This is a genomic window from Streptomyces sp. NPDC005494 (assembly GCF_042872025.1).
In the GTDB taxonomy this organism is placed as follows: domain Bacteria; phylum Actinomycetota; class Actinomycetes; order Streptomycetales; family Streptomycetaceae; genus Streptomyces.
On record NZ_JBIAJR010000001.1, the window covers coordinates 60,102 to 86,034 of the forward strand.

The window sequence follows — 25,933 nt, forward strand, 5'->3', positions numbered from 1 at the left end:
GGGTGCGCTGTCACTCCGCGATGCCGACCACCAGCCAGATGAAGCCCACCCCCGCGACAGTGCAGAGCATCGTGGAGCGGGCCGGGTGACGGTGGTGCGCCTCGGGCAGGATCTCGGCGGCGGCGAGGTAGAGGAGCGCCCCGCCGAAGAAGCCGAGATAACAGCCGAGCAGTTCCTCCGGAAGGGTGAACAGCAGGGTCGTCGCCGCGCCCACGATCGGGGCCACGGCGTCCGCGTACAGCATCAGGAGCGCCTTGCGACGGGCGTTCCCGTAGAGGCTGGTGATGGTGTACGTGTTGAATCCGTCGGCGAAGTCGTGGGTGATGACGGCGAGCGCGACGGCGGCGCCCATGCCTCCGCCGATCTGGAAGGCGGCGCCGAGCGCGATGCCGTCCATCAGGCTGTGGCCCACCATCGCCGCCGCCGCTGTCAGCCCGACCTGCGGCACGCGTTCGTCGCTCGCCCCGTGTGCCGCCTGCCGTACGGCGAGCGAGCGCTCGACGAGATGGGCCGTCAGGAAGCCTCCTACGAAGAGCAGCAGGGCGGCGGGCACGCCGAAGACGACTCCGTCCGCGGCCTCCACCGCCTCGGGCAGCAGATCGAGGCCGACGACCCCCAGCATCAGTCCGCCGGCGAGGCCGAGCACGAGGTGCCGGCGGTCGCTGACGCGCTGCGCGACCCAGCCGCCCGCCAGGGTCATCAGGAACGCGCCGAGCGCGACGAATACCGCCATGGGCCCTTGCTAGCGGATCGACCCCGCTCCCCGCACCTCAGGCCCTTTTCACCCGTGCCCCTCGAAAGGACCTCTTCCCATGACCCGTGCCGCCCTCGTCGTCGGTGTGGGTGCCCGCCGGGGCACCCCGGCCGAAGAGGTGCTCCGGCTGATCCACGGGACGCTGGAGGCGGCCGGGCTCGCGGCCGGTGACGTGGTGGAACTGGCGACGCTCGACAGCAGGGCGGACGAGCCGGGGATCACCGGGGCCGCGGCACGGCTGGGGGTGCCGGTGCGTGCGTACGCCGCCGGAAGGCTGGCGGAGGTACGCGTACCGAATCCGTCGGCGGCGCCGTACGCCGCTGTCGCCACCGGCTCGGTCGCGGAGGCGGCGGCACTCGCGGAGGCCGGTGAACTGCTCGTCCCCAAGCGGAAGTCGGCCTCGGTGACCTGCGCGGTGGCCCGCCGGAGTCCACCGGCCGAGAACTCGGCATCGACGAATGGCTCCCGGCCGTCCACCATGGCTGCCATGCTGCCCCCCACGAAGCACACGAAGCACACTGATGGCGTCGGTCCCGATCTGCGGCACCACGGCGACGCGGAGATACGCGGTCTGGATCTGATCGACCTCGCCGTGAACGTACGGACCGGCACACCCCCCGACTGGCTGCGGGAGCGGATCGGCGCTTCGCTGGGTTCCCTGGCCGCCTACCCGGACGGAGGAACGGCCCGCGCGGCGGTCGCCGGGCGGCACGGGCTGCCCGAGGAGAGGGTCCTGCTCACGGCGGGCGCGGCGGAGGCGTTCGTGCTGATCGCGCGGGCCCTGCCGGCCCGGCGGCCGGTGGTCGTGCACCCCCAGTTCACGGAACCGGAGGCGGCCCTGCGCGCGGCGGGCCATGAGGTCGGGCGGGTGCTGCTGCGTCCCGAGGACGGCTTCCGGCTGGACCCGGCGACGGTGCCCGAGGACGCGGACCTGGTGGTGGTCGGCAACCCGACCAATCCGACCTCCGTCCTGCACCCCGCGGGCGTACTGGAGCAACTGGCGCGGCCGGGCCGGACCCTGGTGGTCGACGAGGCGTTCATGGACGCCGTCCCGGGCGAGCGGGAGGCGCTCTGCTCACGCCAGGACGTCCCCGGACTCGTCGTGCTGCGCAGCCTGACCAAGACCTGGGGGCTGGCGGGTCTGCGGATCGGTTACGTCCTGGCCGACTCCGCGACGATCGCGCTGCTCCAGGAGGCGCAGCCGCTGTGGCCGGTGTCCTCCCCCGCGCTGGCGGCGGCCGAGGCCTGCATGGAGCCGCGTGCACTGGTCGAGGCGGCGGACGCGGCGGACCGGATCGCTGTCGACCGGGCCCATCTGCTGGCCGGGCTCGCGGAGTTCAGTGAGGTGCGGGTGGTGGAACCTGCCGCGGGTCCGTTCGTGCTGCTGCGGTTGGAGCGGGCGGACGAGGTGCGGGAACTGCTGCGGACGCGGGGGTTCGCCGCGCGGCGCGGGGACACCTTCCCGGGGCTGGGCAGCGAATGGCTGCGCCTCGCCGTACGCGACCGTGTGACGACGAACAGGTTCCTGCAGGCACTCGATCTGGCGCTGCAGGGGCTGCCCAGGAGAACCGCCGGCTGAGAACGGACGGTGCCGGCGAATCCGGCTCAGGTCACCGGCACCTCGGTGCGGGCGGCGAACCGGACGGCGAACGGCTCTCAGCCTCACGGCCCGCCGGTGCCCCCCTGCTTCGACCCGGTGTCCTGGGAACCCGGGCGGGGGCAGGGGGGTCCGGGAGTGGTCGCGTGGGGGCGCTTGTCGAGGAGGAGGAGGAGCCCGGCGATGATGCGGGCCCTCACCCCGGGCGGTGCTCCGGTGCGGCAGCACCGCCCGCCCCCGAGAACAGTCCTCCGGTGCGGCAGCACCGCTCTCCCCCGAGAACAGTCCTCCGGTGCGGCAGCACCGCCCTCCCCCGAGAGCAGTGCTCCGGTGCGGCAGCACCGCACCGCCCGCCCCCGAGAGCAGTGCTCCGCAACACGACCACCACCCCATCTGGCGAGCAGAGCTCTGCGGTGTGGACGCCCCTCTCCAGGAAGGACGGGCCTCAGCCCCGGGCGCGCCTGCGGGCGAGAACCGTGGCCCCCGCACCGGCGGCCAGCAGGACCGCTGCCCCGCCCGCGATGTACGGCGTCGACGAGCTGGAGCCGGTCTCGGCGAGATCGCCCGAGCCGGACGCCTGAACCGGGTCGGATCCGGTCTGCGGCTTCACGTCGACGACCTCGTCCGCGCCGCCGGTTCCGCCGGAGCCCTCCGTGTCGTCGGAACCGCCACCGCCCGACCCGCTCTCGCCCGACCCGCTGTCACCGCCCGTCGTACCGCCGTTGCCGGAGGAACCGCCGTTCTCCGACCCGCCGTTGCCGGTGGAGCCCCCGTTCTCCGAACCGCCGTCGTCCGAACCGCCCCCGCTCGACCCGCCGTTCTCCGACCCTCCGTTCTCCGAGCCGCCGTCACCCGAGCCGCCGCCCTTCGGCGTCCGGCAGGTCGCCTCGGCCAGCGTCACCTCGCCCTCCACCTCGGCGACGTTGAGCTGCAGCGGGTTCACGGAGACCGCCAGCCGCAGCGCCGTCGCGGCTGCCGTGCGCGTGGTGGTCTCGGTCCTGGACAGGTCGAGCGTGACCTCACCGACGCCCGGCACCTCGATCCTCGTCGTACCGGCGGACGTGAGCCGGACCCTCTTGCCGAGCACGGACACATGGCCCAGGACGTTCGACTCGGCGACCGGCTTGCGGCCCACCTCGCACAGCGCCTTGGAGGTGACCTTCTGGACCTCGATCAGGGAGAGCAGCGGCAGCCCCGGCACATGGACCCGGGCCTTGGCGAGATTGGCGTAGGCCTCGGCCTTGCGCGCGTCCACGGTGGCGTTCGCCGTCGCCACGTCGGCCTTCAGGATGCGGATCGGCCGCCCCCGCTCGGCGCCGTCGAGCTCGACACTGAGGGCGGTCTTCCTCGCACTGGCCGGGGCGTGCACCTCGTTGAGCGTGGCCTCGAGCGGGACCTGGACGGACTTGTTCACGAGCGAGACGTCGAGCCCGGCGCGGAGCACGACGGCCCCCGCCTTTCCGTGGCCGCCGCCCGGCGTGGCCGGGTTCGTCGCGGGAGCTGCGTGCGCGGGGACGGCGACCAGCAGAGCGACGGGAGCGGCGGCGACCGCCAGGGCAGCCAGACGGAAGGTGTTGCTGTTCAAGATGGTGGAACCCCCACAAGAGACATGGAGCCGCCGGCGCCGTCCAATGGGGGACATCGCGGACGCCGGTGGCCTCGACTCCGTGAATCTTTACGCACGGAGAGTGAACTGGCCGCTACCTTCCGCCAGTTCACTCCAAAGAGGGGTTTCCGTGTGCACATTCGAATCTCCCGGCACAGGAGTTCCTCTGAATCACCCGGAATCACCTGCCTCACCGGCCGTTCGGCACGGATCTCGCGCCTCGCCTCACGGTGGGCAGAGGTGTTTCAACGAGAGGCAGGGCCCGAGGTCACCGCCGGTCAACACGACACCTGCGGGCGGGTCAACCGGGGTCAGCCGGTCACCCTCCCGTTGAGCACCACCCTGCGCGGGGACCCCAGCACCCGCACATCCGCCCTCGGGTCCTCGTCGTACAGCACCAGGTCCGCCGGGGCGCCCTCCTCCAGTCCCGGGCGGCCCAGCCAGCTCCGCGCGCCCCAAGTCGTCGCCGAGAGGGCGTCGAGGGGCGGGATGCCGGCCTTCACCAGTTCGGCGACCTCCGAGGCGACGAGACCGTGGGCCAGCGAGCCGCCCGCGTCCGTACCGGCGAAGACCGGGATGCCCGCGTCGTACGCCGCCCGCACGGTGTCGTACCGGCCGGCGTGCAGACGTCGCATGTGGGCGGACCAACGGGGATATCGGCCCTCGCCCGCGTCCGCGAGGCCCGGGAACGTGGCGATGTTGACCAGGGTCGGGACGATAGCGACGCCGCGCTCCGCGAAGAGGGGGATGGTGTCCTCGGTGAGCCCGGTGGCGTGCTCGATGCAGTCGATTCCGGCCTCCACCAGGTCGCGCAGGGCCGCCTCGGCGAAGCAGTGCGCGGTGACGCGGGCGCCGAGCCGGTGCGCCTCCGCGATGGCGGCCTCGACCTCGCCCCGGGGCCAGCAGGCGGTCAGGTCCCCTGCGTCCCGGTCGATCCAGTCGCCGACCAGCTTCACCCAGCCGTCGCCGCGCTTCGCCTCCTGGGCGACGTAGGCGACCAGGTCGCCCGGTTCGATCTCATGGGCGTAGCCGCGGATGTAGCGGCGGGTCCTGGCGATGTGACGGCCCGCCCTGATGATCTTCGGCAGGTCGTCGCGCTCGTCCGTCCACCGCGTGTCGGAGGGCGACCCCGCGTCCCGGATGAGGAGCGTGCCGGCCTCCCGGTCGGTGAGGGCCTGCTTCTCGCTGGTCGCCGCGTCGACGGGCCCCTCGTGGCCGAGGCCGACATGGCAGTGGGCATCGACGAGGCCGGGCAGTGCCCAGCCGGTGAGCGTCGTCGCGCCGTCCGCGCCCGGCGGCCTCTCGTAGGTGATCCGCCCGTCCACGGCCCAGAGTTCGTCCCTCACCTCGTCGGGCCCGACGAGCACCCGCCCTTTGATGCGCAGCACCGGCGCCACCTCGTGATCGCTCATGGACAGCACTGTACGAGGCGGGCCCGCCGGGGCTCCTGGAGGTGCTGGGTACCCTCGACCCAGGCGCTGACGCGCACCTGCCGACCCGAAGAGAGCACCACCGTGACACACCCGTTCCTCGACCTCGCCCCGCTCACCGCCGCGCGTTTCGCAGCGATCGAAGGGCGGGTGGCCGGCCTCCTCGCGACGGAGCAGGACGTCGTCATCATGCAGGGCGAGGCGCTGCTGCCCCTCGAAGGCTGCATCCGGGGCGGCGCCCGTCCGGGTTCCACCGCACTGAACGTCGTCACCGGCCCGTACGGCCAGACCTTCGGCAACTGGCTGCGGGACTGCGGCGCCGAGGTCGTCGACCTCCCGGTGCCCTTCCACTCCGCGGTCACCGCCGAGCAGGTCGAGCGGGCGCTGGCGGAGCACCCCGGGATCGACTTCGTCTCGCTCGTGCACGCGGAGGCGGCGACCGGCAACACCAACCCGGTCGCGGAGATCGGTGAGGTCGTGCGGGAGCACGGCGCGCTGTTCATGGTGGACGCGGTCGCATCCGTGGGCGCGGAGCCGCTGCTGGTGGACGCCTGGGGCGTGGACCTGTGTGTCATCGGAGCGCAGAAGGCCATGGGCGGGCCGGCCGGGGTGTCCGCGGTGTCGGTGAGCGCGCGGGCCTGGGAGCGGATGGCCGCCAACCCGCAGGCGCCGCGCCAGTCCTATCTCTCACTGCTGGACTGGAAGGCGCGCTGGATCGACGGGGGCCGCAAGGCGCTGCCGCACGCCCCCGCGCAGCTGGAGATGCTGGCCCTGGAGGCGTGTCTGGAGCGGATCGAGGCGGACGGCCTGGACACCGTCATGGCGCGGCACGCCTCGGCCGCCGCGGCGACCCGGGCGGGTGCCACGGCGCTCGGGGGCGGCCTGGAGCCGTACGTCCACGACGCCCGCGACGCGGCTCCGGTCGCCACGACGCTGCGCGTGCCCGCGGGCCTCGACGCCACGGAGCTCGTCGGCCGGGCACTCGCGGCCGACTCCTCGCTGCCACTGATCGCGGGCGGTGGGGCCCTGTCCAAGGAGATGATCCGGGTCAACCACTACGGCGCGGACGCGACGCGGGAGGCGGTGCTGTCCTCGCTGGCCGCCCTGGGGGCCGCACTGGACGGTGCGGGCCGGGAGACCGATATCGATGCTGCCCGCGAAGCCGTCGCGGAAACCTGGCGGAACAGCTGAATTAATTATCGGCGGTCCGTTGCCGATTCAATCGACGCAAAAGGGGAGCTGCTTTATCGGGAGCAGCTCCCCGCATTCTTCTTCCCCCGTTCTTCGAGCCTAAACGCTGCGGTTTTCACTCGATCGGCCTAAGCACCCAAAACGGATGCCGGGAGGGTTACAACGATGTGACAGACTCCACATCGCGTCCGGTATGTTCGGAAAATCCCGGACACTACCGGCGAAATTGCCCCCGAGGCAGGGTCGGGCCGCGCCCGCGTGATAACACAACAGGCTGCCGCACCCAACCCCCTGCGGCGATGCAATTTTGATTTTTGCTGGGTAAATTCAATTCGCATGACCGCCGCACCAGCAGATTTTGCCCGTGCCCGAAGCGAATTCCTCAGAATCGACACCCCTCGAGTGGAGGACGGAGCCGCGATCTGGCGCATCGCCCGCGACTCCGAGGTCCTGGACCTCAACTCCTCGTACAGCTACCTGCTGTGGTGCCGTGACTTCGCGGCGACCTCCGTGGTCGCCCGCGACGAGAACGGCGACCCGATCGCCTTCGTGACCGGGTACATCCGTCCCGACCGCCCCGAGACGCTCGTCGTCTGGCAGGTGGCCGTCGACCAGGCCCACCGTGGCAAGGGGCTGGCGGCCACACTGCTGGACGCGCTGACCGCTCGCGTCGCCTCCGACCAGGGCCTGGCATCGGTCGAGACGACCGTCACCCCGGACAACACCGCCTCCGACCGGCTGTTCACCTCCTACGCGCAGCGGCACGACGTGCCACTGGAGCGCGAGGTGCTCTTCGACGGGTCGCTGTTCCCCGAGGGAACGCACCTGCCGGAGGTGCTGTACCGCATCGGCCCCTTCTAGGGCCCCGTCGCCCCTCCGCGCCCCGCCCGGGCGCGGCTCCCCGGGGCATGTCCGACCCTCCGCCCGTCACACCCCCCTCGAGCAGGAGATCCGCTGTGACCATCACCCCGCCCGCCCTGAGCGTCTTCGAAAGCCTTGAGTCGGAAGTACGGAGCTACTGCCGCGGTTGGCCCGCAGTCTTCGACCGCGCGCAGGGCGCCCGTATGACCGACGAGGACGGCCACTCGTACCTCGACTTCTTCGCCGGTGCCGGATCGCTCAACTACGGCCACAACAACCCCGTGCTGAAACGCGCGCTGATCGACTACATCGAGCGCGACGGCGTCACCCATGGCCTCGACATGGCCACGACGGCCAAAAGGGCCTTCCTCGAGACCTTCGAGAACGTCATCCTGCGCCCCCGGGACCTCCCCTACAAGGTGATGTTCCCCGGCCCGACCGGCACCAACGCCGTCGAGTCGGCGCTGAAGCTCGCCCGTAAGGTCAAGGGGCGCGAGTCCGTCGTCTCGTTCACCAACGCCTTCCACGGCATGTCGCTCGGCTCGCTCGCCGTGACCGGCAACGCCTTCAAGCGCGCCGGCGCCGGCATCCCGCTGGTGCACGGCACCCCGATGCCGTTCGACAACTACTTCGACGGCAAGGTCCCCGATTTCCTCTGGTTCGAGCGGCTCCTGGAGGACCAGGGTTCCGGGCTCAACAAGCCCGCGGCCGTGATCGTGGAGACCGTGCAGGGCGAGGGCGGCATCAACGTCGCCCGTGCCGAGTGGCTCCGCGCGCTCCAGGACCTCTGCCACCGCCAGGACATGCTCCTGATCGTCGACGACATCCAGATGGGCTGCGGCCGGACCGGCGGCTTCTTCTCGTTCGAGGAGGCCGGCATCGTCCCGGACATCGTCACGCTGTCCAAGTCGATCAGCGGCTACGGCCTGCCGATGTCGCTCTGCCTCTTCAAGGGCGAGCTGGACATCTGGGAGCCCGGCGAGCACAACGGCACCTTCCGCGGCAACAACCCGGCCTTCGTGACCGCCGCCGCGGCACTGGACGCCTACTGGGCCGACGGCCAGATGGAGAAGCAGACCCTCGCCCGCGGCGAGCAGGTCGAGCAGACACTGCTGGCGATCTGCGGTGAGGACGAGACCGCGCACTTCCGTGGCCGTGGTCTGGTCTGGGGCCTGGAGTTCACCGACCCGGAACGCGCGTCCGCCATCTGCGCGCGCGCCTTCGAGCTGGGCCTGCTGCTGGAGACCTCCGGCCCGCAGTCCGAGGTCGTGAAGCTGCTGCCGCCGCTGACCATCACCCCCGACGAGCTGGACGAGGGCCTGCGCACGCTGGCCCGGTCCGTCCGCGAGACCGCCTGACCAGGGCTCCGCCCCGGGGCAGGCACCAAGAGCAGGACAGAAGAGAAAGGCACCATCCCACGTGATCGTCCGATCTTTCAGTGACATCGAGAACACCGACCGGCACATCAGGTCCGCTTCAGGCACCTGGGAGAGCAAGCGCATCGTGCTCGCCAAGGAGAAGGTGGGCTTCTCGCTCCACGAGACCGTGCTCTACGCGGGCACGGAGACGTCGATGTGGTACGCGAACCACATCGAGGCCGTTCTGTGCACCGAGGGCGAGGCCGAGCTCACCAATGACGAGACCGGCGAGAAGCACTGGATCTCCCCCGGGACGATGTACCTGCTGAACGGACACGAGCACCACACCCTGCGGCCGAAGACCGACTTTCGCTGCGTGTGCGTCTTCAATCCTCCCGTCACCGGACGGGAGGACCACGACGAGAACGGTGTCTACCCGCTGCTGACAGAGGAGGGCTGAACCATGACCACCGATGTACGCGCCGACCTGTACCCCTCGCGCGGCGCCGCCGAGATGACCACTCCCCGCCAGGACCCGGTCATCTGGTCCGCGCCGGGCGCGCCGGGGCCGGTCACCGCGAAGGACCTCCAGGGGTTCGAGGAGAACGGCTTCCTCACCGTCGACCAGCTCGTCACTCCGGACGAGGTGGCGGTCTACCGGGCGGAGCTGGACCGGCTGATCGCCGACCCGCGGGTCCGTGCCGACGAGCGCTCGATCATCGAGCCGCAGTCCCAGAGCGTGCGGTCCGTCTTCGAGGTGCACAAGATCAGCGAGATCTTCGCGAACCTGGTGCGTGACGAGCGTGTGGTGGGCCGTGCCCGCCAGATCCTGGGCTCGGACGTGTACGTCCACCAGTCCCGGATCAACGTGAAGCCCGGTTTCGGCGCCTCGGGCTTCTACTGGCACTCGGACTTCGAGACCTGGCACGCCGAGGACGGCCTGCCGAACATGCGGGCGGTGTCCGTCTCGATCGCGCTGACCGAGAACTACGACACCAACGGCGGGCTGATGATCATGCCCGGCTCGCACAAGTCGTTCCTCGGCTGCGCGGGTGAGACGCCGAAGGACAACTACAAGAAGTCCCTGCAGATGCAGGACGCCGGCACCCCGTCCGACGAGGCGCTGACGAAGATGGCAGACCGGCACGGCATCAAGCTCTTCACGGGCAAGGCCGGTTCGGCGACCTGGTTCGACTGCAACGCCATGCACGGGTCCGGGGACAACATCACCCCGTACGCGCGCAGCAACGTGTTCATCGTCTTCAACAGCGTCGAGAACACGGCGCAGGAGCCGTTCGCGGCTCCGATCCGCCGGCCCGAGTTCATCGGGGCGCGCGACTTCACCCCGGTGAAGTAGTCACGCAGGACGACCGGAAGGGGCGGGACGCATCGCGCGTCCCGCCCCTTCCGCGTCTCCGGCCGTGCTCCCGCCGGTGCGGGGTCGGGGGGAGGTGTTCCCGCCGCTGCGGCGCGCGGTGAGGCAGGGGGTTGTTCGTACCGGCTGTTTCCGTACCGGCCGCCCGGCAGGCGGCGGCCGGGCGTTGTTAGGCTGCCCGTGCCGATCATGGTTGTGATCGTGTGCCCGTCGGAGAGGTGTCGACCCATGCGAACGGTTCACAGGACGATGGCGGTGACGCTGACGTCTCTGCTGGCCGGTGCCGCACTCGCCGGCTGCGGGGGCAACGGCGGAGGGCCGGCGCAGAAGTCGGCGTCGGACATGCTCGATGAGGCCAACGCCCGTATGGAGAAGCTCAGTTCCCTCACCATAGAGATCAGCAACACGGTCGGCGACGACCGTGTGACCTGGCGGATGACCACGGACCTCAAGAGCCGTTGCCAGGTGCGGAACACCTTCTCCAGAAGCGGCACCCTGGAGCAGATCCGGATCGGCGAGACGGACTACGTCCGCCCGGACAAGGCGTACCTGGAGGCCTGGAGCGGCAACGATCTCGGCGACGCCGAGCCGGGCGTATGGGCGAAGGTTTCCGTGTCCAGGTCGCAGCCGGGCGACGGGCTGTCCCAGTGCACGAGGCCGTTCGAGTCGTTCGGCACGGCGACCAAGGGGGAAGCCACCCGCATCGAGGGCCGGGAGGCTCTCGGCCTGAACGTGACCGACCCTGCGGACAAGGAGGGAAAGTACTCCTTCTACGTCGCCACCGAGGGCGAGCCGCATCTGCTGAAGGCCGTGTACAGGAGCGGGAAGCAGGTCACCACCACGTCGTTCAGCGATTTCGACGAGCCGCTGGACATTCGGCCGCCGGCCTCGGCCGATGTGCTGGAGCCTGGTGGAACCACCGAGTAGCGCCGCCGCGGCGGGCGCTCGCCTCTTCGGGCGGTGATGGCCCTCCATGACGGTACGGCCGTGTCAGACGGTGATGGTCTTGTACCCGGTGCAGGTACCGAGGCCGACCGCGCCGTACTCGCGGCCTCTCCTCCCGGCAGCTGCCCGAGCTGAGCTCCGCCCGCGCGGCGGACGTCGTCGTCGACACCCTGCTGCGCGGAGTCGGGGCCCCCTGAGCCGGCGGAGTCAACTCACTGGACCTCGGCACGGTCCAGCGGAGACAGTGGCGCCCATGACTTCGCTCGTACAGCACATCACCATCGACTGCGCCGACGCCTACCAACTGGCCCTGTTCTGGGCGGAGGTGCTCGGCTCACCCCTGTCCGACGACGACGCGCCCGGCGATCCCGAGGCACTGGTCGAGGCCCCCGGGGCGGCACTGCTCTTCGTCACGGTGCCCGAGCCCAAGAGCGGCAAGAACCGCGTCCATCTGGACGTGCGCCCCGAGGATCGGACCCGCGACGAGGAGGTCGAACGGCTGCTGGCCCTGGGCGCCACGCTGGTCGCCGACCACCGCAAGCCGAACGGCCGGGGCTGGGCGACCCTGGCCGATCCCGAGGGCAACGAGTTCTGTGTGGAGTGCGGTGCCGCCGAACGTGCCGCGCTGACCGGTGCACGACTGCCCGTCACCGCCGACGACGTCACGCTGGCGGTCCGGCTCTCGGTCGACACCCTCGCGCAGTCCCCGGCGGACGACTGGCGCGTCCCGGCGGGGTCGTTGACGTGGGACTGCTGGGAGACCGTGGAACATCTGAGCGACGACCTCTTCGCGTACGCGGTCCAGCTCGGCCCGCGCAGGCCGCCGCAGGCGCGTGAGGTGCCGTACCGGTACGGGCCCGAGCGCGAGGGAGGCCCCGCGAACTCGATCTTCGCCAACCCGGAGGCGGGGACCGCCGGACTGCTCCAGACGCTGGAGGCGAGCGGGGCCCTGCTGGCCGCGATGGTGCGGACGACCCCTTCGGACGTGCGCTCCCACCACGTGTTCGGGCTCTCCGACCCGGAGGGCTTCGCCGCCATGGGCGTCGTCGAGACCCTGGTGCACACCCACGACGTCGCCGCCGGGCTGTCGCTCGACTGGACCCCGCCCCGGGACCTCTGCGACCGGGTGCTGGCGCGGCTCTTCCCCGACGCGCCGGACGACGACGACCGGTGGACCGTACTGCTGTGGTCCACCGGCCGTGCCGATCTGCCGGGCCGCGACCGTGTCACCTCGTGGAGGTGGCACGGGGCGCCGCTGTAGCGGCTACCTGTGCGAGAACCAGGCGGCCGCCGGGAGCAGCCTGCCGTCGTAGTCGAACACCGCCTGGTTCTCCCAGGCGTTGCCCGAGGAGGGGTCGGCCGGGTCCCAGCCGCTGCCGGTGACGGCGGTCCAGGCCGGCTCCCAGTAGACGGCACCGAGTCCCCGCCCGCCGGGGACGGCTTCGACGACGTTCATGACGTCCCGGAGGTTCGCCGCCTGGCCCGCCGGAGTCGCCGGGTATCCGGAGACCAGCTGGCCGGCGGTGGCGACGTTGTTCTCCAGGCCGTCGTCGTTCGCGAGCGTGTGGGCGTATGCGGTCTCGGCGACGAGGACGGGCTTCCCGTAGCGGGAGGCCGCGTCGTCGAGGTTGGTCTGGAGCTCGGACAGCGAGCCGTGCCAGTAGCCGTAGTAGGAGAGGGCGATGACGTCGAAGGGCACCTTCTGCGCCACGGCGTTGTCGAACCACCAGCGGGTGCCCGCGTTGTCGCCGCCCTCGGCGAGGTGCAGCGCCACCTTCGTGCCGGAGGAGACCGCCTTGGCCGCGTTCGCCCCGGAGGTGATCAGGCCCGCCAGCTGGGACCAGTTGTCGGTCGAGCCCTCCGGCCAGAGCATCCCGCCGTTGATCTCGTTGCCTATCTGCACCATGTCGGCGGTGGTGCCCTGGGCCTTCAGGGCGTTCAGTACGTCGTAGGTGTGGTTGTAGACGTCCGTGCGGAGCTGCGCGTAGCTGTGGCCCGCCCAGGCGGCGGGCTTGTTCTGCTTGCCGGGGTCGGCCCAGGCGTCGGAGTAGTGGAAGTCGACGAGGGTCTTCATGCCGAGGGCCTTGGCGCGCTTGGCCATGGCGAGGACCCGGGCCTTGTCGTTGTAGCCGTCGGCCGGGTTCACCCACACCTTGAGGCGTACGTAGTTCATCCCGGAGCTCTTGAGGATGCTCATGGCGTCCCCCGCTCCGCCGCTCGCGCCCCTGTACTTCGCGCCGTACGCCTCGTTCTTCGGGAGGGTGGAGAGGTCACCGCCCCTGACGCTCAGCCCGGTACTGCCCGGGGTGAAGGTGATGTCGTCGAAGTTGGCCCACTCCCCCGCGTGCGCGTCGGAGTTGAGGCTGATCGTGCAGGACCCTCCGGTCACCTTGACGGAGGTGACGAGCCTGATCCAGGCGCCGTTCGCGGTCGGCGGCAGGTCGGTGCGCTGCTCGGCGCTGCCGCAGTTGCGCAGGGCGATGTAGGCGGAGTTCTGGCCGCCGCCCGAGCGCACCCAGGCGCTGAGGGTGTACGCGCCGTCGGTGAGGCCGCTCAGGTACTGGTAGGTCTCGACCTTGTACGCCGAGGCCGACCAGTGGCTGAGCCGGGTGCTGCCCCCGTGGCCCCCCGCCTCGGTGAAGGAGGCGGCGTTCTGCCCCCCGGCCGAGTACGTCGACCAGCCCGTCGCGCCGGACTCGAAGCCGGTGTTGACGGGGGTGGTGGCCGCGTGTGCGGCCTGGGCGGGAAGTGCGGCGAACAGGAGGCCTGAGAGCGCGGCCACCGCTCCGGCCGCCTTCGCGCGGGTGTGCGTCGTTCCGTACATCGTCGATGTCCCTTCGACAGTTGTGCGGGTGAACGTGCGGGCGCCTCAGCCGTCGAGCCGTACGACGCGGACCGCCCCCGCCGGAACGGCGAGCTTGTCCACGGCGGGCTCGCCGGTGAGGAGTTCGGTGCCGGGGGTGCCGAGCGGCACCACCGCCTCGGCGTCGGTGTGGTTGATCACGAAGAGGTGGCTGCCGGAGTCACCGGTGCGGCGCACGACCTCGACGTCGTACGGGAGGCCGGTGCGCGGCTCGACACCGGCGTCGGAGGCCGCGCGGTCCAGGACGGCGTCCAGGTCCGGGCCGGAGAGCCGGGTGGAGATGTACCAGGCGGTGCCCTCGCCGAGCCGGTTGCGGGTGACGGCGGGGCGGCCTGCCGGGATGCCGTCGGCGTACGACCAGACGGTCTCGGCGCCGCGCGGGATCACCACGTCCGACCAGAGGTCACCGGTCAGCTCGGGGCCCTCGGGAGCGCCCTCGGGCGTGATCAGCCGGACGGTATCGCCCTCCCCGAGCGGGGCGAACTCCTCGACGGTCAGGCCGAGTACGTCCCGGAGCGCGCCCGGGTAGGCCCCGGGGTGGACCGCGTCGTCGGTGTCGACGATGCCGGAGAAGTACGAGACGACGAGGGTGCCGCCCTGCTCGACGTACCGGCGCAGATTGCGGCCGGTCTCCTCGGTGGCGAGGTAGAGGGCCGGGACGACGACCAGGGGGTAGCCGGAGAGGTCGGCGTCCGGGTGGGCGAAGTCGACGGTGAGGTGGCGGTCGTAGAGCGAGGCGTAGAAGGTGTCGGCGCGCTCGCGTGCGTCGTGCTCCTCGCTGGGGCGCCACTCCAGGCGCTGCGCCCACCAGGACTCCCAGTCCCAGAGCATCGCCACATCGGCGACGGTGCGGGAGCCCCGGATGCCCTCCAGCCGGCCCAGACCCGCGCCCAGCGCGCTCACCTCGCGCCACACGCGTGAGTCGGTGCCGGCGTGCGGGACCATCGCGGAGTGGAACTTCTCGGCGCCGCGCCGGGACTGCCGCCACTGGAAGAACATCGCGCCCTCGGAGCCCCGGGCGACGTGGGCGAGGCTGTTGCGGGCCATCTCGCCGGGGCGCTTGGCGGGGTTCCGGGGCTGCCAGTTGACGCCGCTGGTGGAGTGCTCCAGCAGGAGCCAGGGGGCGCCGCCCGCGACCGAGCGGGTGAGGTCGGCGGCCATGGCGAGGTTGACGTGGGTGCGGCGGCCGTCGGTGATCAGGTAGTGGTCGTTGGTGACGAGGTCGACTTCGCGGCCCCAGGCCCAGTAGTCGACGGACTCGCACTGGCTGAGCGCGGTCATGAAGTTGGTGGTGACCGGGATGCCGGGGGCGAGCCGGTGCAGGATGTCGCGTTCGGCGGTGAAGTTCTCGCGCATGGTGGCGTCGGCGAAGCGGGCGTAGTCCAGCTGCTGCGCCGGGTTGCCGACCGTGGGGGTGGTGCGGGGCGGGTCGATGTCGTCGAGGCTGCGGTAGCGCTGGCCCCAGAACGCGGTGCCCCAGGCCTCGTTGACCGCTTCGGCCGTGCCGTGCCGGGCGGCGAGCCAGCGGCGGAAGTGCGCGGCGCAGCTGTCGCAGTAGCAGGCGCTGACCGGTACGCCGTACTCGTTGTGGACGTGCCAGAGCGCGAGGGCGGGGTGCTTCGCGTAGCGGCGGGCGAGCTGTTCGGTGATGTTCGCCGCGGCAGCGCGGTAGGGAGCCGAGCTGTGACAGATGGCGCCGCGCGACCCGAAGGCGTAGCGGACCCTGTCCCTGCTGACGGGCAGGGCCTCGGGGTGGGCGCGGTAGAACCAGGCGGGCGGGGCGACGGTGGGGGTGCCGAGGTCGGCGCGGATGCCGTTGACGTGCAGCAGGTCCAGGAGACGGTCGAGCCAGCCGAAGTCGTACACGCCCGGCTCGGGTTCCAGGAGTGCCCAGGAGAAGATCCCGACGCTGACCATGCTCACGCCCGCTTCCCGCATCAGGCGTACGTCCTCGTGCCAGACCTCTTCGGGCCACTGCTCGGGGTTGTAGTCGCCGCCGAAGGCGAGCGTGCGCAGGCCTGCCGGGTAGGGAGCGGATTCTGAGTGCGGCATGGACAGCTCCTGGCTCTTCGGGACAACTTCTGGGAACGTGCACACACACTCTCGGCGGCGCAGGGCCAACATAACCGCACAGCAACAACCATTGACAAGTGTCGGTTTGGTTTCTCTACTGTGAACGCTCACAGCGCCTTTCCGGCCAGTCCGCCGAAGCGTCTGTTCGTCTCGTCAGGGGAGAAACCATGAAATACCGCACCGTCGCGGTGTCCACCGCCGCCGCTCTCGCCGCCACCGCCCTGCTCTCGGGGTGCGGCTCGGACGACGGCGGCGACGAGCCGGCCGCTTCCGGGCCCGCCTCGCTGACGTACTGGGCGTGGGCCCCCGGCCTGGACAAGGTCGCCGACATCTGGAACAAGGGCCCCGGCAAGGAGGCCGGCATCACCGTCACGGTGAAGAAGCAGGCCTCGGGTGACGACCTGGTCACCAAGATCATCACGGCGGCCAAGGCCCACAAGGCCCCCGACCTGGTCCAGGCCGAGTACCAGGCGCTCCCCACCCTGGTCTCCAACGACGTCCTCGCGGACATATCCGAGGAGGCGGGCGACGCGAAGGGCGAGTTCGCCGACGGGATCTGGCAGCAGGCGACGCTCGGCTCGGACGCCCTGTACGCACTGCCGCAGGACTCCGGTCCGCTGATGTTCTACTACCGCCAGGACCTCTTCGAGCAGTACGGCCTGACCGTGCCCACCACCTGGGACGAGTTCGCCGAGACCGCCCGTGCGCTGAAGAAGAAGGCGCCGGACAAGGACCTCACCACGTTCTCCTCCAACGACTCGGGGCTCTTCGCGGGTCTCGCCCAGCAGGCGGGCGCGAAGTGGTGGACCACGGGCGGCGACAAGTGGAAGGTCGCGATCGACGACCCCGCGACGCAGAAGGTCGCGGACTTCTGGGGCGGCCTGGTGAAGGAGGGCGCCATCGACAACCAGCCGATGTACACCCCCGCCTGGAACAAGGCGCTGAACACCGGCAAGCAGGTCGCCTGGGTCAGCGCGGTCTGGGCACCGGGCACCCTGACCACCGCGGCGCCCGACACCAAGGGCAAGTGGGCGATGGCCCCGCTCCCCCAGTGGACCGCCGGTGAGAACGTCACCGGCAGCTGGGGCGGCTCCTCCACCGCCGTCACCAACGACTCCAAGAACAAGAAGGCCGCCGCCACCTTCGCGAAGTGGCTGAACACGGACCCGACGGCCCTCGCCGCGCTGGTGAAGGAGAGCGGCATCTACCCCGCCGCGACCTCCGCCCAGACCGGTGGCGCGCTCGCGAAGGCCCCGGACTACTTCTCCGGCCAGCCCGCCTTCTACACCGAGGCCGCCAAGATCGCCCAGGGCACCGCCCCGGCCGCGTGGGGCCCGAACGTCAACGTCGCGTACAGCGCCTTCAAGGACAACTTCGCCGCCGCCGCGAAGAACAAGTCGGACTTCGGCTCCGCGCTGACCGCCATGCAGGACGCCACCGTCGCGGACCTGAAGAAGCAGGGCTTCGGGGTCTCGGAGTGACACGCGCACCCCGCGGGAAGGCGTACGGGGTCAGGAGCGCCCCGTACGTCTTCCTGATCCCCGCCACCCTGCTGTTCCTGCTCTTCTTCGCCCTGCCCATCGGCTACGCCGTGTACCTCAGCTTCCGCAGGACCGAGGTCAGGGGACTGGGCCTCGGCAAGGGCGCACGGGAGGAGATCTGGGCCGGCCTCGCCAACTACACGGACGCGCTCTCCGACTCGGAACTGCTGCACGGGGCGCTGCGTATCCTGGGCTACGGCGCGATCGTCGTCCCGGTGATGCTCGGTCTCGCCCTGCTCTTCGCCCTGCTGCTGGACACGGACGGGCTCCGCATGCGCGGCTTCAGCAGGCTGGCGATCTTCCTGCCGTACGCGATCCCGGGCGTCATCGCCGCGCTGATGTGGGGCTTCCTGTACCTGCCCGACGTCAGCCCCTTCCTCTACGTGCTCGACGCCGTGGGGCTCCCGCAGCCCGACCTGCTGGACGGCGGGCCGCTGTACGCCTCGCTGGCGAACATCGCGGTGTGGGGCGGCACCGGCTTCAACATGATCGTGATCTACACGTCGCTGCGGGCGATCCCCGCCGAGATCTTCGAGGCCGCCCGGCTCGACGGCTGCTCGCAGCTCCAGATCGCGCTGCGCATCAAGATCCCGATGGTGGCGCCGTCCCTGATCCTGACCTTCTTCTTCTCGATCATCGCGACGCTCCAGGTCTTCAGCGAACCCACCACGCTGAAGCCGCTGACCAACTCGCTCTCCACCACCTGGAGTCCGCTGATGAAGGTCTACCAGGACGCCTTCGTCAACAACGACATCCACGCGGCCGCCGCCCAGGCGGTCATCATCGCCCTGGCCACCCTCGCCCTGTCGTTCGGCTTCCTCAAGGCGGCCAACTCCCGTACGAAGCAGGGAGACTCCCGATGAGCACCCAGCCATTCCCCTCCCCCGGCCGCCGTCGCCTCCCGCTCGTGCCGACCGCCGCGCTGCTCCTCGGCGCGCTGTACTGCCTGCTGCCCGTCGCCTGGGTCCTGGTCGCCTCGACGAAGTCCGGCAGCGAGCTGTTCTCCACCTTCACCTTCCTGCCGGGCTCCGGATTCACGCAGAACGTCGCCGACCTCACGGAGTACCGCGACGGGGTGTACTGGAAGTGGATGGCCAACTCGGCCTTCTACGCGGGTGCGGGCGCCCTGCTCTCCACCGCGGTGTCCGCGGTCTCCGGGTACGCGCTGGCCGTGTACCGCTTCCGGGGCAAGGAGACGGTCTTCAACATCCTGCTCGCCGGGGTGCTGATGCCTCCGGTGATCCTGGCCGTGCCGCAGTACCTGCTGCTGGCCGAGGCGGACATGACCGACTCCTACCTCTCGGTGCTGCTGCCGCTGATCCTCTCGCCGTACGGCGTCTACCTCGCCCGGATCTACGCGGCGGCAGCCGTGCCGGCCGATGTGATCGAGGCCGGGCGGATGGACGGCGGCGGCGAGTGGCGGATCTTCCGGACGATCGCGCTGCCGATGATGCTGCCGGGGCTCGTGACGGTGTTCCTGTTCCAGTTCGTGGCGGTCTGGAACAACTTCCTGCTGCCGTACATCATGCTCGGCGACGACGAGAAGTTCCCGGTCACCCTGGGGCTCTACACGCTGCTCCAGCAGGGTTCGAACACCCCCGCGCTCTACACCCTGGTCATCACGGGAGCACTGCTGGCGATCATCCCGCTGATCGCCCTGTTCCTGGTCATCCAGCGGTTCTGGAGCCTCGACCTGCTCTCCGGCGCCGTAAAGTCCTGACAGCTCCTCAACAGGGCACCCCTTCATGAAAGATCGAGCACCATGAGCCGCACAGAACAGAACGGCGCGGGACGCCGCAGGCCGCCGACGATCCATGACGTCGCCCGGGAGGCCGGGGTCTCCCGGGGCACGGTCTCCCGGGTGCTCAACGGCGGTCACAACGTCAGCCCGGCCGCGCTCGAAGCGGTTCAGTCCGCCATCCGGCGGACCGGCTACACCGTCAACCGGCATGCCCGGTCGCTGATCACCGGCCGTTCCGACTCGGTGGCGTTCCTGCTGACCGAGCCCCAGGAACGCTTCTTCGAGGATCCGAACTTCAACGTGCTGCTGCGCGGCTGCACCACCGCGCTCGCCGCGCACGACATCCCGCTCCTGCTGATGATCGCGGGGACCGAGGCGGAGCGGCGCCGCAACATGCGTTACATCGCCGGGCACGTGGACGGGGTGCTGCTGGTCTCCAACCACTCCGGCGATCCCGTGGCGGCCCAGCTGCACGAGGCCGGCGTACCGCTCGTGGCGTGCGGGAAGCCGCTCGGCCAGGGGTCGCGGGTCAGCTACGTGGCGGCGGACGACCGCAACGGCGCCAGGGACATGGTGCGTTTCCTGTACGAATCCGGGCGCAGCCGGATCGCCACGGTCACCGGCCCGCTGGACACGCCGGGCGGTGTGGACCGCCTGGCGGGCTACCGCGAGACGCTCACCGAGTGCGGGCTGCCGGTGGACGAGTCGCTGATCGTGCCGGGCGACTACAGCAGGGCGGGCGGTGAGGCCGCGGCGGCGCTGCTGCTGGAGCGGGCGCCGGACGTGGACGCGGTGTTCGTGGCGTCCGACCTGATGGCGCAGGGGGTCCTGAGCACCCTGGAGCGGGCGGGCCGGCGGGTACCGCAGGACATCGCGGTGGGCGGTTTCGACGACTCCCCCGCGGCGCTCGCGGCCCGCCCGGAGCTGACGACGGTCCGCCAGCCGTGGGACCGGATCAGCGCGGAGATGGTCCGGGTGCTGCTGGCGCAGATCGGCGGGGAGGACCCGGCAGCGGTCATACTCCCCACCGAACTGGTGCGCCGGGATTCGGCGTAGGCATCACGGGACGGCGCCGGGATTCGGCGTAGTCCTTGCGGGCCGGGCGCCGGGATTCGGTGCAGGTCCTACGGGCCGGGCGCCCGGGCGGTCAGGCGGCCAGTGCCGCGAGCTCCGCTTCCGCGCGCTCGGTGACCAGGGCGAGGACGCGGCCGGCGACCGCCAGGTCCTCGGCCGGTATGCCGGACCAGATACGGGCTGAAAAGGGGGCGGTCTCGGCGCCCACGGCGGCGAGCAGTTCGCGCCCCGCGTCGGTCGGGCGCAGATGCGCGCCGTCCTCGGCGAGCAGCCGTGCGGCCAGCAGTTCGTCGAGGGTGACGCGGATCCCGGCCGGGTCGGCCTTGAGGGACGCCCGGACCTGGGCGACCAGCTCGTCCGCGGTCTGCGGGCCGCCGGCGGTCACGGCGGCGCGCAGGGCGATCTGCTGCTGGAAGGTGACGCCGTGCCTCGCCAGGACGTGCTCCAGGACGCCGCGGGCGGCGTAGTGGGCCAGGCCGAGGGTGCGGGCGTCGGCGGCGGGTGCCGTGGATGCGGTGGGGCCGGTGGAGGTGGTGGTGGTCATGGTGTCGTCCCCTGGGTGCTCTCGTCGGTCGGTACGGATGGAGCGAGAGGTGCGTCGAGCAGGGTCGTCAGCTCTTCGGTGAACGCGCGCGTCCGGGGCCCGTCGATGCCGCCGAGCGGCTCCAGCAACTGCTGGAGAAGCTCCTGGACCGCCGCGACGGCCTGCAGCGCGACGGTCCGGCCCTCCTCGGTGAGGGCGAGCTGCACGGCACGCGGGTCACGGGGATCACGGGTGCGCTCGATCAGACCGGCCGACTCCAGGGCGCGCGCCAGCTTCGAGACGTACAGCGCCTCCAGACCGGTGTGGTCGGCGAGTCGGCGCTGGCTGGGCCGCTCGCCGGTGCGTCCCATCCCGTACAGCGACGCGACCACCGCGTACTGCGCGTGGGTGAGGCCCAGCGGGGCCAGCGCACGATCGACCGCGACCCGCCACTTGTTGGCGAGCCGCCACACCAGAAAGCCGGGCGTGGGCCCCGGTGAACCCTTGCTCATGGAAAATAGAGTACATAGCTACTATGTCCATGGCTACTGTTTTCGATGGGACCCACACCCCCGGACCTCGGGGCCGGACCTCGGGGCCGGACCTCAGTCCGTCAGCGCCGGATAGTCGGTGTATCCCTTCACCCCTCCACCGAAGAAGGTTGACGGGTCCGGGGTGTTGAAGGGCCCGCCGGCCTTCAGCCGGGCGGGCAGGTCCGGGTTGGCGAGGAAGAGCGCGCCGTAGGAGATGACGTCGGCGATGCCGTCGTCGATCACCGTGTGGTGCTCGGGGCCGGTCGGCCCCTCGGAGAACACGTTGATGACGAGCGTGCCGGTGAACTTCTTCCGCAGCGCGAGCGTCAGTTCACGGCCGTCGGCCTGCTCCAGCACGTGCAGGTAGGCGAGCCCGAGCGGTTCGAGCTCGGCGACGAGCGCGTGGTAGACGGCGTCGGGCTCCGGCTCCTCGATGCCGTTGTACGGGTTGCCGGGCGAGATGCGCAGCCCCGTGCGCGCGGCGCCGATCTCGGCGACGACCGCCTTGGTCACCTCGACGGCGAAGCGGACGCGCGCCTGGTCGGAGCCTCCCCATCCGTCCGTGCGCAGGTTGGTGTTGGGGGCCAGGAACTGGTGGATCAGATAGCCGTTGGCGCCGTGCAGCTCGACCCCGTCGAAGCCCGCCTCGACCGCGTTGCGCGCGGCGGCGGCGAAGTCGGCGATCGTCGCGCGTATCTCGGAATCGGAGAGTTCGCGGGGCTCCACGAAGTCCTTCGGCCCCACGTGGGTGTAGACCTGGCCGGGCGCCGTCACCGGGGAGGGGCCGACCGGGCTCAGCCCGTCCGGCAGCAGGACGGGGTGGCCGATCCGGCCCGCGTGCATGATCTGGGCGAAGATCCGGCCCCCCGCGGCGTGCACGGAGTCGGTGACCTTGCGCCAGGAGGCGACCTGCTCGGCACTGTGCAGGCCGGGGGTGGAGGGATAGCCCTGGCCCACCACTGAGGGCTGGACGCCCTCCGTGATGAGCAGCCCGGCCGAGGCCCGCTGGGTGTAGTACTCGACGGTGAGGTCGGTCGCCGTGCCTCCTTCACCGGCCCTGCTGCGGGTCATGGGCGCGAGGGCGATGCGGTTGGCGAGCTGGATGCCGGAGAGGTCGATGGGGTCGAACACGGTGGTCATGAGAGCCTCCGTCGAATTTATATGGTCGGCCAAGTAATCAGCTGCCGGTCACTGTAACCTATTAATTGGCCGACCAAGGTAAAGTTCACGAGGACGTCATGAACCCGGCTGCGGACCGGGCAGAGACACCGCCCGGAGGAGTCACGATGCAGCCCGACAGCACCACTGCCGCCGATCCCGCGTGTGCCGCCGGGCTGCCGAGCGCGGCCATGGGCGGCCCGGTCAGCCATGCCGTCTCCCGGGTCGCCAGGCTGCACAGGAACGCGGCGGGCAAGCTGCTCCGGGGGCTCGGTCTCTACCCCGGGCAGGAGTTCCTGCTGATGCACCTGTGGGACACGGGCGCGGTCCGCCAGGCCGAACTGATCAAGGCGATGGATCTCGACCCCTCCACCGTGACCAAGATGCTCCAGCGCCTCGAACAGACCGGGCACGTACGCCGCCGCCCCGACCCTGACGACCGGCGGGCCGTGCTGGTCGAGGCGACCGTGGAGAGCTGCGCCCTGCGCACCGACGTGTGCGACGCCTGGTCGAGCCTGGAGGAGCACACCCTCACCGGGCTGGACCCGGCCGAGCGCGCCGAGCTGGTCAGGCTGCTCGCCAAGGTGGAGGACAACCTCTGCCAGGAGACCGGCGACTGCCCCGGGCGGTAGCCGGCTCAGCCCGACAGCACGTCCAGCACACGGTCGACGTCCGCCTCGGTGTTGTACAGGTGGAAGGCCGCCCTCAGGTTCCCCGCCCGGGCCGAGACCATCACCCCGGCCGCGGCCAGATCCGGCTCCCGGCCGCCGAGCCCGGGCAGGGCGACGATCGCCGAGGTGCCGGGCACGGTCTCGTACCCGGCCGACGCCAGCCCTTCCCGGAGGCGGGCGGCGAGCCCGGTGGCGTGGGAGTACAGCGCGTCGGGGCCGACCTCGGCCAGGAGCTCCAGCGACCGTTCGGCGCCGTGATAGGCGAGGAAGGCGACCGGCTCGTCGAACCGCCGTGCGGTGACGGCCAGTTGCTCCACCGGTCCGTACGTGCTGTTCCAGGGGTCCTGCGCCGAGACCCAGCCCGCGTACAGGACGGGCAGGGTCGCCTGCGCCTCCTCGGTGACCGTGAGGAACGAGGTGCCCCGCGGGCACAGCAGGAACTTGAAGCCGCCGGTGACGGTGTAGTCGTAGGCCCCCGCGTCGAGCGGAAGCCAGCCGGCCGACTGGCTGGCGTCGAGCAGGGTGCGGGCCCCGTGCTCGGCGGCGGCCGCGCGGATCGCGTCCAGGTCGGCGACCCGGCCGTCGGCGGACTGGACGGCCGAGAAGGCGACGAGCGAGGTCCCTGGCCGCACGGCGTCCGCCAGCCCGGCCAGCGGGACGTATCGCATCTTCAGGTCGCCACGCACGGCGAAGGGACTGACGACGGAACTGAACTCACCCTCGGGAGCGACGACTTCGGCACCCGCGGGGAGGGAGGCGGCCACGAGCCCCACATGGGCGGCGACGGAGCCACCGACGGCCACCCGGTCGGCGCCGACCCCGGCGATCCGGGCGAAGCCCGCCCGGGCGGCGTCCACCCGCTCGAAGCTGCCCGCGCCGGCCCGGGTGCCCGCGGCGTTCTCGCCGGCCAGTGCCGTGACGGCCTCGACGGTGCGGCGGGGCAGCAACCCGCAGGTGGAGGTGTTGAGATAGGTGGTCTCCGGTGCGAATTCGGTGGCCCTCGCCTGGTCGATCGCAGAAGTCTCCATGCGCCACAGCCTGACGGCCGCTCAACCCCACGTCAATCGTGCAGATATGAGCGGCGCGCCCTAGGCAGCCTTATACGCGCTGGTCAGAAACCTTCTGCTGCGGCACCTCACAGGCTCCGTCCGCATCGCAGGCCGCGGCGTCCCCGCCCACCTGGGCGAGACCGGGCACCTCGCGGTCCTTCCACGCCTGCTCCAGTGCCTGGGCGAAGACCTCCGCGGGCTGCCCGCCGGAGATCCCGTAGCGCCGGTCGAGCACGAAGAACGGCACGGCGTTGGCACCGAACTCGGCGGCCTCGCGCTCGTCGGCGCGTACGTCGTCGGCGTACGCCTCAGGGTCGGCCAGCACCGCACGCGCCTCGTCACCGTCGAGTCCCGCCTCGACGGCCAGATCGGCCAGTACCGAGTCGTCGAAGACCGAGCGCTCCTCGGCGAAGTTCGCCCGGTAGACGCGGGTCAGCAGCTCGTCCTGGCGCCCCCGGGCCTTGGCGAGGTGCAGCAGCCGGTGGATGTCGAAGGTGCTGCCGTGGTCGCGCCCCTCGACGCGGTAGCCGAGCCCTTCGGCCTGCGCGTTCGCCGCGACGTTGGCCTCCATCCCGCGGGCCTGCTCGGGGGTGCGCCCGTACTTCTGCGCCAGCATGTCGACGACCTGCTCGATGTCGCCCTTGGCCCGCCCGGGGTCGAGCTCGAAGGAGCGGTGGACCACCTCGACCTCGTCGCGGTGGGCGAACCCGGCCAGGCCCTTCTCGAAGCGTGCCTTGCCGACGTAACACCACGGGCAAGCGATGTCGCTCCATATCTCGACGCGCATGACTCTTCTACTCTCCACCTCTGCAGCAACGGTGCGGAGGGAGCCTCCGCCGCCGGTTCAACGTGCGGACCGAGCGGCTGATTCCCGGGGCCGGCCCATGCTCCCGGCTCAGGGCGTCCCGGTCCGGGGACCATGCTCCCGGCTCAGGGCGCCCCGGTCCGAACGAGGACAGCTTCTGACCTGTTGGCCTTCTACGGTGTCCGCATGACGCCTGAGACCGAAGGACTTCTGACCGCCCTGCGCGAAGCGCGCCGGCTCCTCCTCATCACCACGCGGGACGCGACGGACGCACAGCTGGCAGAGCGGTCCACGGTGAGCCAGCTGACGCTCGGCGGCATCCTGAACCACCTCACCCGGGGCGAGCGGGTCTGGACGCACATCCTCACCGACACCACCGGCCGGACCCCGGACGGCATGTGGGACATGGGCCAGTACCGGTGCCCCGAGGGCGCCACGGTCGCCGGCCTGCGCGCCGCGTACGAGGAGGCCGCCCGCGCCACCGACGAGGCCGCCGCGACGGCGCGCCCGGACGCGGAGGCCCGCCTTCCGGAGACACCGTGGGAGCCTGGGGTCGTACGCCACTGGACGGTGCGGCGGATCCTGCTGCACCTTCTCCAGGAGACGGCCCAGCACACCGGGCACGCGGACATCGTCCGGGAGGCGAGCGACGGCGCGAACAGCACGGCGCTGAGGTGACCGGCGACGATCGACGGCGCCGAGGTGACCGGCGGCGATCGGCGGCGCCGAGGTGACCGGGCGGCGGGCCCCGGACCGATGAGTTTCCCGGCGAGCCGCAGTCGAAG

General features: G+C 71.1%; 24 protein-coding genes. 14 read left to right on the top strand and 10 right to left on the bottom strand.

The window, feature by feature from the left end; translation table 11 throughout:
• Positions 1-10 precede the first annotated feature (10 nt).
• Entirely contained in the window at positions 11-733 is a 723-nt protein-coding gene (locus ACFYQ6_RS00315) for a ZIP family metal transporter (protein WP_361580350.1), read from the bottom strand.
• 79 nt (positions 734-812) lie between these two features.
• Between ACFYQ6_RS00315 and cobC the strand changes: the two genes are divergently transcribed.
• Positions 813-2,333: an Rv2231c family pyridoxal phosphate-dependent protein CobC gene (gene cobC, locus ACFYQ6_RS00320; protein WP_361580348.1), complete on the top strand. Its 1,521-nt coding sequence runs from the start codon at positions 813-815 to the stop codon at positions 2,331-2,333.
• Positions 2,334-2,796: 463 nt separating this feature from the next.
• On the opposite strand, the gene ACFYQ6_RS00325 is transcribed toward cobC, so the two are convergent.
• A complete protein-coding gene (locus ACFYQ6_RS00325; RefSeq protein WP_388759440.1) occupies positions 2,797-3,936 on the bottom strand; it encodes an SCO1860 family LAETG-anchored protein in 1,140 nt (379 codons plus the stop codon).
• Between the two features lie 332 nt (positions 3,937-4,268).
• Complete coding sequence (locus tag ACFYQ6_RS00330; RefSeq protein ID WP_361580344.1) at positions 4,269-5,369, bottom strand: amidohydrolase family protein; 1,101 nt, start codon at positions 5,367-5,369, stop codon at positions 4,269-4,271.
• A gap of 102 nt (positions 5,370-5,471) precedes the next feature.
• Here ACFYQ6_RS00330 and ACFYQ6_RS00335 point away from each other — a divergent pair, with 102 nt between their 5' ends.
• The 7 genes from ACFYQ6_RS00335 to ACFYQ6_RS00365 all read left to right on the top strand — a co-directional run bounded on the left by ACFYQ6_RS00335 (position 5,472) and on the right by ACFYQ6_RS00365 (position 12,378).
• Positions 5,472-6,578: an aminotransferase class V-fold PLP-dependent enzyme gene (locus tag ACFYQ6_RS00335; protein ID WP_361580342.1), complete on the top strand. Its 1,107-nt coding sequence runs from the start codon at positions 5,472-5,474 to the stop codon at positions 6,576-6,578.
• Positions 6,579-6,914: 336 nt separating this feature from the next.
• Positions 6,915-7,439, top strand: coding sequence for a diaminobutyrate acetyltransferase (gene ectA, locus ACFYQ6_RS00340; protein ID WP_361580340.1), 525 nt, complete (start codon positions 6,915-6,917; stop codon positions 7,437-7,439).
• A gap of 95 nt (positions 7,440-7,534) precedes the next feature.
• Complete coding sequence (ectB, locus tag ACFYQ6_RS00345; protein ID WP_361580338.1) at positions 7,535-8,797, top strand: diaminobutyrate--2-oxoglutarate transaminase; 1,263 nt, start codon at positions 7,535-7,537, stop codon at positions 8,795-8,797.
• Positions 8,798-8,858: 61 nt separating this feature from the next.
• Complete coding sequence (locus ACFYQ6_RS00350; protein WP_073747901.1) at positions 8,859-9,257, top strand: ectoine synthase; 399 nt, start codon at positions 8,859-8,861, stop codon at positions 9,255-9,257.
• A gap of 3 nt (positions 9,258-9,260) precedes the next feature.
• On the top strand, positions 9,261-10,154 hold the full coding sequence (thpD, locus tag ACFYQ6_RS00355; protein WP_361580336.1) for an ectoine hydroxylase: 894 nt from the start codon (positions 9,261-9,263) through the stop codon (positions 10,152-10,154).
• Between the two features lie 246 nt (positions 10,155-10,400).
• Positions 10,401-11,099, top strand: coding sequence for a hypothetical protein (locus ACFYQ6_RS00360; RefSeq protein ID WP_361580334.1), 699 nt, complete (start codon positions 10,401-10,403; stop codon positions 11,097-11,099).
• A 271-nt stretch (positions 11,100-11,370) separates the two neighbouring features.
• Positions 11,371-12,378 carry a VOC family protein gene (locus ACFYQ6_RS00365; RefSeq protein WP_361580332.1) on the top strand — a complete coding sequence of 336 codons (1,008 nt, stop codon included), beginning with the start codon at positions 11,371-11,373 and terminating at the stop codon, positions 12,376-12,378.
• A gap of 3 nt (positions 12,379-12,381) precedes the next feature.
• On the opposite strand, the gene ACFYQ6_RS00370 is transcribed toward ACFYQ6_RS00365, so the two are convergent.
• Entirely contained in the window at positions 12,382-13,941 is a 1,560-nt protein-coding gene (locus ACFYQ6_RS00370) for an arabinogalactan endo-1,4-beta-galactosidase (protein WP_361580330.1), read from the bottom strand.
• A 45-nt stretch (positions 13,942-13,986) separates the two neighbouring features.
• Positions 13,987-16,032, bottom strand: coding sequence for a beta-galactosidase (locus ACFYQ6_RS00375; protein ID WP_361580328.1), 2,046 nt, complete (start codon positions 16,030-16,032; stop codon positions 13,987-13,989).
• A gap of 188 nt (positions 16,033-16,220) precedes the next feature.
• On the opposite strand from ACFYQ6_RS00375, the gene ACFYQ6_RS00380 reads away from it, so the two are divergent.
• From ACFYQ6_RS00380 to ACFYQ6_RS00395, 4 genes are read left to right on the top strand one after another with little or no spacing between them, the layout of a single operon-like run.
• Positions 16,221-17,534, top strand: coding sequence for an extracellular solute-binding protein (locus tag ACFYQ6_RS00380; protein ID WP_388759448.1), 1,314 nt, complete (start codon positions 16,221-16,223; stop codon positions 17,532-17,534).
• On the top strand, positions 17,531-18,457 hold the full coding sequence (locus ACFYQ6_RS00385; RefSeq protein WP_361580324.1) for a sugar ABC transporter permease: 927 nt from the start codon (positions 17,531-17,533) through the stop codon (positions 18,455-18,457). The genes ACFYQ6_RS00380 and ACFYQ6_RS00385 overlap by 4 nt, the downstream gene beginning before the upstream one ends.
• Positions 18,454-19,314 carry a carbohydrate ABC transporter permease gene (locus ACFYQ6_RS00390; protein WP_361580322.1) on the top strand — a complete coding sequence of 287 codons (861 nt, stop codon included), beginning with the start codon at positions 18,454-18,456 and terminating at the stop codon, positions 19,312-19,314. The genes ACFYQ6_RS00385 and ACFYQ6_RS00390 overlap by 4 nt, the downstream gene beginning before the upstream one ends.
• 42 nt (positions 19,315-19,356) lie before the next feature.
• Positions 19,357-20,391 carry a LacI family DNA-binding transcriptional regulator gene (locus ACFYQ6_RS00395; RefSeq protein WP_361580320.1) on the top strand — a complete coding sequence of 345 codons (1,035 nt, stop codon included), beginning with the start codon at positions 19,357-19,359 and terminating at the stop codon, positions 20,389-20,391.
• A gap of 91 nt (positions 20,392-20,482) precedes the next feature.
• On the opposite strand, the gene ACFYQ6_RS00400 is transcribed toward ACFYQ6_RS00395, so the two are convergent.
• From ACFYQ6_RS00400 to ACFYQ6_RS00410, 3 genes are all read right to left on the bottom strand, one after another.
• Complete coding sequence (locus ACFYQ6_RS00400; RefSeq protein ID WP_361580318.1) at positions 20,483-20,953, bottom strand: MarR family transcriptional regulator; 471 nt, start codon at positions 20,951-20,953, stop codon at positions 20,483-20,485.
• Entirely contained in the window at positions 20,950-21,444 is a 495-nt protein-coding gene (locus tag ACFYQ6_RS00405; RefSeq protein WP_361580316.1) for a MarR family transcriptional regulator, read from the bottom strand. Before ACFYQ6_RS00405 ends, ACFYQ6_RS00400 begins: the two co-directional genes overlap by 4 nt.
• 93 nt (positions 21,445-21,537) lie before the next feature.
• Complete coding sequence (locus ACFYQ6_RS00410; protein WP_361580314.1) at positions 21,538-22,605, bottom strand: alkene reductase; 1,068 nt, start codon at positions 22,603-22,605, stop codon at positions 21,538-21,540.
• Between the two features lie 146 nt (positions 22,606-22,751).
• Here ACFYQ6_RS00410 and ACFYQ6_RS00415 point away from each other — a divergent pair, with 146 nt between their 5' ends.
• Positions 22,752-23,255, top strand: coding sequence for a MarR family winged helix-turn-helix transcriptional regulator (locus ACFYQ6_RS00415; protein WP_361580312.1), 504 nt, complete (start codon positions 22,752-22,754; stop codon positions 23,253-23,255).
• Positions 23,256-23,260: 5 nt separating this feature from the next.
• Here the strand turns inward: ACFYQ6_RS00415 and ACFYQ6_RS00420 are convergent, their stop codons facing one another.
• Together ACFYQ6_RS00420 and ACFYQ6_RS00425 are read right to left on the bottom strand one after the other, a co-directional pair.
• Entirely contained in the window at positions 23,261-24,322 is a 1,062-nt protein-coding gene (locus ACFYQ6_RS00420) for an aminotransferase class V-fold PLP-dependent enzyme (RefSeq protein ID WP_361580310.1), read from the bottom strand.
• Positions 24,323-24,392: 70 nt separating this feature from the next.
• Positions 24,393-25,130, bottom strand: coding sequence for a DsbA family oxidoreductase (locus tag ACFYQ6_RS00425; RefSeq protein ID WP_388759455.1), 738 nt, complete (start codon positions 25,128-25,130; stop codon positions 24,393-24,395).
• 204 nt (positions 25,131-25,334) lie between these two features.
• Here ACFYQ6_RS00425 and ACFYQ6_RS00430 point away from each other — a divergent pair, with 204 nt between their 5' ends.
• On the top strand, positions 25,335-25,826 hold the full coding sequence (locus tag ACFYQ6_RS00430) for a DUF664 domain-containing protein (RefSeq protein ID WP_388759457.1): 492 nt from the start codon (positions 25,335-25,337) through the stop codon (positions 25,824-25,826).
• Positions 25,827-25,933 lie beyond the last annotated feature (107 nt).